Source organism: Natronoarchaeum mannanilyticum (assembly GCF_039522665.1).
Lineage (GTDB): Archaea > Halobacteriota > Halobacteria > Halobacteriales > Natronoarchaeaceae > Natronoarchaeum > Natronoarchaeum mannanilyticum.
Map to the genome: position 1 here is coordinate 1,208,015 of NZ_BAAADV010000001.1, position 8,031 is coordinate 1,216,045.

Genomic DNA, 8,031 nt, shown 5'->3' on the forward strand with positions numbered 1-8,031 from the left:
CAAGTGCGTTCCCCTCTACCGGCCGTCCGGAACGTACTCGCTGCCGATCACGTCGCGGATTCGATCCGCTGTCACCTCGCCGACGCCCTCGGCCTCCAGCAGGTCCTTCTTCCGGGCGGTCATCACCGCCTCGACGGTGCCGAACTCCGAGAGCAGCGAGCGGGCCGTGACGGGCCCCACGTCCGCGATCGACGCCACCACGTACTCCTGCTGTTCCGACAGCGTTTTGGACTGCTTCTCGCCGTGGATCGACACCTCGCGGTCCTCGTTCTCCTGCTCGCGCCCGGCGATTACCGCCAGCAGTTCGCGGGTGTCGTCCTCGTCCTCGGTCCGGAGCACGCTGACGCCGAAGTCGACGATCAGGCTCGATAAGGCGCCTCGGATCGCGTTCGGGTGGACGTCGCGCTTCTCGTACAGCCCCTCGCCCTCCAGCACGACGACCGGCCGGGAGTAGTGCCGGCTCATGTCGCCGACCTGTTCGAACAGCGACCGGTCGCCGCCGGTCAGCGTGTCGAGGAAGTCGTCGACGGCCTTGCGCTCGACCGCGACGCGATCGGACAGCACGTAGTCGCCGACTTCCAGGGTCTCCAGTCTGGTCTGGACGTCCTCGCGCTTCGAGAGCTCCCGGACGATGTTGGCGTCGAGCTCGCGCTGGTCGGCGACGATCTCGATCGTGCCGTGCTCGTCCGGTTCGGCGGTCGCGACGGTGGCGTCCTCGCTGTCCGACGCCGATGCCGCCGCGGCGTCGTCGCCATCCGTCTCGTCCGAGCCCGATTCGTCGTCCGCGCCGGTGAAATCCGCCAGCCCGGGCTGGACGTCGTTCTCGCCGCCGTCGGCGGCCGATTTCGCGGTGCTCGACGACCTACTGCCGCCGCCAGCCCCGCCTTCGAAATCGCCGAGCTGTTGCTGGCTGTCGTCGAGCTCCTCCTCGATCTCGTCGGTGAGCCCCTTGAGCTCCCGGAGCTCGTCTTCCATCTGCTGCTCGCGCCGGCGCGAGATCCAGAAGTACGCCTCGTCACGGGTGTCCTCGGCGAGCAGGACGACGACGCGCCCCTCGGCCTGCCGGCCCGTTCGCCCTTTGCGCTGGATCGACCGGATCGCCGTCGGGACGGGCTCGTAGAACAGGACGAGGTCGACCTCGGGGACGTCCAGGCCCTCCTCGGCGACCGACGTGGAGACCAGCACCTCGAACTCCCCGCTCCGGAAGTCGTCGAGGGTCTCTTGCTGTTGCTTCTGGGTCATCCCGTCGCTGCCCTCGCGGTCGCCCTGGCCGACGAACCGGCGGGCGTCGAAGCTCTCCGAGAGGAACTCGGTGAGGATCTCGGCGGTGTCCCGCGATTCGGTGAACACGATCACGCGCTCGCCCTCCTCGATGCCGAGCGTCTGGGCGAGCAGCACGCGCGTCCGGGAGAACTTCGGGTGGAGCTCGTCGTAGGACGCGCAGTCCTGCATCGCCGTCCGAACTCGGGGATCCGAGACCAGACGCTGATCGGCCTTCGACGCGCCCGAGGACCGGGCGGCGTTGCGCAGGCGCTCGAAGTACCGGGCGAGCGCCTCGACGCTCTGGGTCTCGACGTAGGTGACGGCGGTCCGGAGCTTGCGAATCTCGGCGTGGACCGACATCCCCTCGTACCCCTCGGACTGGTCGTTGTTCATCAGCTTCTGGAGCTCGGCGCGCATCGACTGGAGGTCGTTCTCCGAGAGGTCGGCGCTGCGCTTGTTGGTCACGCCCAGCTCGTTGAGTTTCTCTAACCTGTCCTCGATCACGTCGTTCAGCGCGTCCCGGATGTCGGTGATCGTCTCGGGCAGCTCGACGCGCTCCCACTCGACGTCGGTGTCGTGGGTGTACTCGTCGACGTCGGCGTCGGCCTCGGTCATCACCTCGACCTCGTCGATGCCGAGATTCTCGCAGACTTCGAGAATCTCCTCCTCGTCGCCGCCGGGCGACGCCGACATCCCCGTCACGAGGGGGTCGGCGGCGTCGGCGTGGTAGCGCTCGGCGATGTAGTTGTACGCGTAGTCGCCGGTCGCGCGGTGGCACTCGTCGAAGGTGAGGTGGGTGACGTCCCGGAGGCTCACTCGCCCGCCGACGAGGTCGTTCTCGACGACCTGCGGCGTCGCGATGACGATCCGCGCCGACTCCCACAACTCGGCCCGGTCGTCGGGGCTGACCTCGCCCGTGAACACGACGATGTCCTCGTCCGGAATTTCGAGCGCTTCGCGGTAGAAGTCGGCGTGCTGCTGGACCAGCGGCTTCGTCGGCGCCAGAAAGAGCGCCTTCCCGCCGACGTCCTGTAACCTGTTGGCGGTCACCAGCAGGCTCACCGTCGTCTTGCCCAGCCCGGTCGGCAGGCAGACCAGCGTGTGGTGGTCCGTCGCCGTGCCGGCCAGCTGGAGCTGGTAGAGGCGCCGCTCGAGAAAGTTCGGCGCGAGCAGCGGGTGGTCCACGTACTGCGTTTCTCCGTCCGTGGCGGCCATTGCGGGTCCGTTCGGGGCGGGGGCGGTTAAGGATTCGCCCAGCGCGGTGAAAGTGGTCCCCGGCGCGTGGCCGCCGCGCTCAGAGCGTCGCCCGCGGGCTCGCCGGCGTTGCTTCGGCTCCCATTGCGGTCACCTCGACGCCTCGCCGTCCCGGTATGTCATCGCGTCGCAACCGGTGGATTTGTACCCGACCGTGGAAGCCCCACGCGTGCAACCGACCGACGCCGTCGCCCCCGCGCTCGCCGACGCGCTCCCGGCGCTCCCGGGCGCGCTGGCCGAGATGAACTCGCTGGAGCGGATCTTGCTGGTGATCGCGATCGCGACCGCCGCCGCCGTCGCGCTCAAACTGGTCGCGCCGCGGCTCGTCGCGCGCCGGTTCGACGAGAGCGGCGAGTCGCTTCCCGCGATGCTGTTCGACGTGCTGGCGACGCCGATCTACCGAACGCTCCCGCTGACCGGCGTCTACGTCGCCGTCCTGCTGACCGACCTCCCGGTGCTGGGTTTCTATCTTCGCGGCGCGACGCTGACGCTACTCGTGTTGATCTGGTCGCTCGCCGCGGTGCGCCTGGGCCGCCGGACGCTCCGGCGCGTGAGCGAGGATGCGGCCGTCTCCGACGTCGCGCCCGTCCTGGGAAACGTCTGGACGGCGATCGTCGTCCTCGCGGCGCTGTTCTCGCTGCTCAACGTCTGGCGCGTCGACGTGACGCCGCTGCTGGCGTCCGCGAGCGTCATCGGGATCGTGATCGGACTCGCCGCCCAGGACGCCATCGCGAACTTCGTCGGCGGCATCGCGCTGTTCGCCGACGACACGTACAAGCCGGGCGATTTCGTCGTGCTCGACACCGGCGAGAAAGGCACCGTCGTCGACATCGGGCTCCGGGCGACCACCATCGTGACCCTCGACCGGGTCGAGGTCACCGTTCCGAACGCGGTGCTCAACTCCACGCACGTCACCAACGAGTCGGCGCCCCAGCGCCACAAGCGCATCCGGGTGCCCGTCGGCGTCGCCTACGGCAGCGACCCCGAGCGCGTCGAGGAAGTGCTGCTCGACACGATGCGCGCGGAAGACGAGATCATCGACCATCCCCAACCTCGCACGCACTTCCGGGAGTTCGGCGACTCGGCGCTGATCTTCGAGTGCCGGGGGTTCATCCACCACCCCGCTCGCGAGGCGCAGGCCCGCAACGCGCTCAACGAGCGGATTCACGGCCGACTCCGCGAGGCCGGCATCGAGATCCCCTACCCTCAGCGGACGCTCACGTTCGACGACGAGACCCGGTCGGCGCTCGATCCGGACCCGGCGCCGCCCGACGGCGCCCCGCCGGATCGCGAGGGCGAGCGGACGGCGGGCGACGCCGAGTGAGGGCGGGCGGCACCAGGCAGCGGTCGTAGCGCCGCCGCCCGGACCACGGTCCTTTTTGTCGATTTGCTCCCTTGCTCCCGTATGGCCGTCTACGAAAGCGACCTCCCGGGGGTCGGCAAGAAGTTCGAGATCGACCTCGACGGGGAGGCCCAGCTCGTCGTCGTGATTCACAACACCGGCAAGCGCGAGCTGTTCGTCCGCGACTCGCCCGACGCCGACTCCGAGAAGCTGTTCGAGCTCTCGGACAAGCTGGCCCGCCAGGTCGGTACGATCATGGAGGGCGCGTACTTCCAGCCGATCCGGGACGACGAGATCAGCACCGTGCTCGACGACGACACGATCATCGAGTGGGCGAAGGTCACCGACGAGTCCGAGCTCGTGGGGACGACGCTCGCCGAGTCGGGGGTCCGCCAGCGCACCGGCGCCTCGATCATCGCCGTCCAGCGCGGCGACGAGACGATCCAGAACCCGCCGCCGGACGTCGAGTTCGAGGTCGACGACACGCTCGTCTCGATCGGCGACCGCGAGAGCCACACCGAACTCGAACGGCTCGCCGCCGGCGAGGCGACGCTCGACGGCGCGCCGGGTGGCGGCGAGCCGCCGGGCGACACGGCGGACGACGAGTTCGTCGACGACGACTCCGCGAACGACGAGCCCTAGATGGCGGCGACGCCGCTGATCGAGATCGGCGCGCTGTTCGTCGGCATCGCGCTCGCGGGCGCGATCGCCCAGCGCGCCGGCCAGTCGGTCATCCCCTTCTACATCGTCGGGGGGATGCTCGCCGGCGAGCACGTCCTCGGGCGGCTCGCGCCGCTGGAGATCGGACTCGGCGACGTTGCCGTGACCCTCCAGCAGCCGTACGTCTCCGAGAGCGAGTTCGTCGAACTCGGCGCCGAGCTCGGGATCGTCTTCCTGCTGTTCTTCCTGGGCCTGGAGTTCAGCATCACGCGCCTGCTGGAGAGCCGCGACCGGATCGGCAAAGCGGGGGTCGTCGATCTGGCGATCAACTTCCCCGCCGGCGTCCTGCTCGGGCTGGCGCTGGGCTGGTCGGCGATCGAGGCCGTGTTGCTCGGCGGGATCGTCTACATCTCGTCGAGCGCCGTGATCACCAAGTCGCTGATCGATCTGGGGTGGATCGCCAACGACGAGAGCGACCCGATGCTGGGGACGCTCGTGTTCGAGGACCTCTTTATCGCGCTGTACCTCGCGGTCGTCTCGGCGCTCGTGATCGGCGGCGGCGACGTCGGCGCCGCGGCGACCGACATCGGTATCGCCGTCGGGTTCATCCTCGTCCTGCTGGGCGGCGTGTTCTACGGCTCCGAACTGTTCCAGCGCTACCTCGAAACCGACTCCCGAGAGCTGACGGTGCTGCGAACCGTCGCGCTGGTCGTGTTCGTCGCCGGGCTCGCGCTGCTGCTCGACGTCAGCGAGGCCGTCGCGGCCTTTTTCGTCGGGATGGGCTTTTCCTCGACCGACCACGTCCACGAGATCGAGGAGCTGCTGATCCCGGTCCGGGATCTGTTCGCGGCGGTGTTTTTCTTCTGGGTCGGGCTCGGTACCGATCCGGCGGTGTTCGCCGACCCCGCGCTCGTGGCGGTGCTCGCGCTCGCCGTCCTCGTGACGACTCCCACGAAGCTCGTCAGCGGCTACCTCGGCGGCCGGATCTACGATCTCGACGAGCGGCGCTCGCTCCGGGTCGCGACCGGAATGGTCACGCGCGGGGAGTTCTCCTTGATCATCGCGGCGACGATCGCGACGGCCGGCACCGGTCCGGTGATGACCGAGACGATCCCGGACCTCACCGTTGGATACGTGCTCGTGATGAGCATCCTCGGCACCGTGCTGATGCAGTACGCCGACCGGCTCTGGTCGGTCGCCCAGCCGTATCTGGTTGACGCCGCGGAGTGACACTGAGCCTCGGTACTTCGCGAGCAGAATCCCCCGGCTGCTCTGGCTGTAGCGGCGGTAAGTGCACGTGCGAATCGGTCGACGGAACACTTCGGTAGCTAACGTGTGATCTTCTGAGTCAGTATGCGGCATTATGTGCCTGTAGTTCGTCCTCCTCACACAATGGGATTGCACAGAGGATCATCGTAGAGATCGCACAGCAAGAGGGGTGCGAGGAGACGAGCCTTCCCCCGCTCTATTCCCAAATCAACCCGAGAGCGTTGCGGTTATTCGTCGATTCGGCCGCGGATGAACGGTCCGTCATCCGGTTCACGTATTGTGGATACAACGTGATCGTTACGGGTGACGGTGATATCAGTATCGACAGTAGCGGGTTACAACCCCGGACGAAGTGAACCTCTCCTATCCACCCGGACGATATTTGTCCTCCGTCGAACGTTGCGCGCCGGGGTGCTACCCCTTCCCGACCATCTGATCCTCGTCGTCCCACTCGCGCTTGCGCAGTTCGTACTTCTGGATCTTCCCGGTCGCGGTCTTCGGGATCGCGTCGACGAACTCGATTCTGTGGACGATCTTGTAGTCGGCCAGCTGCTCGCGGGTGAACGCGGTCAGTTCGTCGGCGGTGACGCCGGGGTTCTCGGGATCGCCGTTGTCCGGGACGACGAACGCCTTCGGCGTCTCGCCCCACTTCTCGGACGGCGCGGGGATGACCGCCACGTCGCCGACGGCCTCGTGGTCGAACAGCGTGTCCTCCAGCTCGACCGACGAGATGTTCTCGCCGCCCGAGATGATGATGTCTTTCTTCCGGTCCTTGATAGCGATCATGCCGTCCTCGTTGACGACGGCGAGGTCGCCGGTGTGGTACCAGCCTTCGAGGCGGTCGTTGAACGCCGCGTGCGTCTCGTCGGGCTTCTCCCAGTACTCCTCCATGACCTGATTGCCGCGGACGACGACCTCGCCGATCGTGCTGTCGTCGCGGGGGACCTCCTCTCCGTCGTCGTCGACGACGCGGAGTTCGGTCCCGAGCGGGGCGACGCCCTGGCGCTGCTTCAGCGAGAAGCGGAGCCCTCCTTCCTCGGGGATCAACCGGGCGGCGTCCGAGGTGGCGATCAGCGGCCCGGTCTCGGTGGCGCCGTACAACTGCGTGAACTCCCAGCCGAACTCGGTTTCGACCTCGCGGATCGTCGCGCTCGGCGGGGCGCTTCCGGCGGCGGTCACGCGGACCGGGTTGTCGCCGCTGAACGCCGGATCGTGCTCGTCGGCGTACTCGCCGAGGATCGTCAGCACGGTCGGGGCACAACAGAGGAAGGAGACGTCCTCGTCGTGGATCGCGTCGAAGACGGCCTCGGCGTCGACGCCGCGCGTGCAGACGTGTTTCGCGCCGCGGCCGGTGACGGCGTAGATGTGGCCCCAGCCGTTGACGTGGAACATCGGGAGCGTCCACAGGTAGACGTCGTCGTCGGCGAGGTGGTGGTGGATCGTCACGAGCTGGGCGTGCAGCGACTCCGTCCGGTGGGTCCGGCAGACGCCCTTCGGATCGCCGGTCGTCCCCGAGGTGTAGTTGATGGTGATCGTCTCGTCCTCGGTCATCTCCGGGCGGTCGTAGTCGTCGGGGTCAGTTTCCAGGAACGACTCGAAGTCGATCCAGTCGCCCTCGACCGGCGCGGGGTCGTTCGTCACGAACACGTCGGCGGGAATCTCGTCGCGCACCGCCTCGATCTTGCCGGCGTACTCGTAGTCCGCGTAGACGACGCTCGCCCCCGAGTCCGAGAGGAGGTACTCGTAGTCAGAGGGTTCGAGCCGGTAGTTCAGCGGCACGTGGATCGCACCGCACTGCATCGCTCCGAACGCCGCTTCGAGGTGGTAGTGCGTGTTCGGGTCGAGCACCGCGACGCGGTCGCCCTTCTCGACGCCGCGGGCCTGCAGCGCCGCCGAGAACCGGTCGACGCGCTCGCCGAACTCGTCGTACGTGAACCGTTCGCCGTCCGTTCCCACGACGGCTTCGTAGTCGCCGTAGTACGTTCTGGCCCGATCGAGGAAGTCGGTCACGAGCAATTGTTTCTTCATTCATGATAGATTCGGCCGCCGAACGCACTAAACGTGCGATTACAGGCAATATTTTCATCATCCTCTCCAGAATCAGGCGCAGCCACCGGTTGAACGTCGTTCAGTCCCTCGGTGACGTAGGCCGCCGCTCCTCAGGCCAGCGCGGGCAGGTACGTCACGCCGAACCAGCCCACCAGCCCGGCCGCCAGCGGGATCGAGAGATTGTCGTCGATGAC

General features: G+C 67.6%; 7 protein-coding genes. 5 read left to right on the forward strand and 2 right to left on the reverse strand.

The annotated features are described in order from the left end of the window. Nucleotides 1–15: 15 nt before the first annotated feature. Nucleotides 16–2,478, reverse strand: coding sequence for a DEAD/DEAH box helicase (locus ABDZ81_RS06325; protein WP_343773057.1), 2,463 nt, complete (start codon nucleotides 2,476–2,478; stop codon nucleotides 16–18). 208 nt (nucleotides 2,479–2,686) lie between these two features. On the opposite strand from ABDZ81_RS06325, the gene ABDZ81_RS06330 reads away from it, so the two are divergent. From ABDZ81_RS06330 to ABDZ81_RS18145, 4 genes are all read left to right on the forward strand, one after another. Then, nucleotides 2,687–3,841 (forward strand): mechanosensitive ion channel family protein, encoded by a 1,155-nt coding sequence (locus ABDZ81_RS06330; RefSeq protein ID WP_343773058.1) that lies wholly within the window; start codon nucleotides 2,687–2,689, stop codon nucleotides 3,839–3,841. Between the two features lie 81 nt (nucleotides 3,842–3,922). After that, the gene (locus ABDZ81_RS06335) at nucleotides 3,923–4,501 is read left to right on the forward strand and encodes a cation:proton antiporter regulatory subunit (RefSeq protein WP_343773059.1); all 579 of its coding nucleotides are present in this window, start codon (nucleotides 3,923–3,925) and stop codon (nucleotides 4,499–4,501) included. After that, nucleotides 4,502–5,749, forward strand: a complete 1,248-nt coding sequence (locus tag ABDZ81_RS06340) for a cation:proton antiporter (RefSeq protein ID WP_343773060.1) — start codon at nucleotides 4,502–4,504, stop codon at nucleotides 5,747–5,749. It begins immediately after the preceding gene. Between the two features lie 179 nt (nucleotides 5,750–5,928). Beyond that, the gene (locus tag ABDZ81_RS18145) at nucleotides 5,929–6,144 is read left to right on the forward strand and encodes a HalOD1 output domain-containing protein (RefSeq protein ID WP_425541903.1); all 216 of its coding nucleotides are present in this window, start codon (nucleotides 5,929–5,931) and stop codon (nucleotides 6,142–6,144) included. A gap of 58 nt (nucleotides 6,145–6,202) precedes the next feature. Here the strand turns inward: ABDZ81_RS18145 and ABDZ81_RS06345 are convergent, their stop codons facing one another. After that, nucleotides 6,203–7,816 carry a long-chain-fatty-acid--CoA ligase gene (locus ABDZ81_RS06345; protein ID WP_343773061.1) on the reverse strand — a complete coding sequence of 538 codons (1,614 nt, stop codon included), beginning with the start codon at nucleotides 7,814–7,816 and terminating at the stop codon, nucleotides 6,203–6,205. 2 nt (nucleotides 7,817–7,818) lie between these two features. Here ABDZ81_RS06345 and ABDZ81_RS06350 point away from each other — a divergent pair. Continuing rightward, nucleotides 7,819–8,031: hypothetical protein (locus ABDZ81_RS06350; RefSeq protein ID WP_343773062.1), on the forward strand; the 213-nt coding region annotated here is incomplete at its 3' end.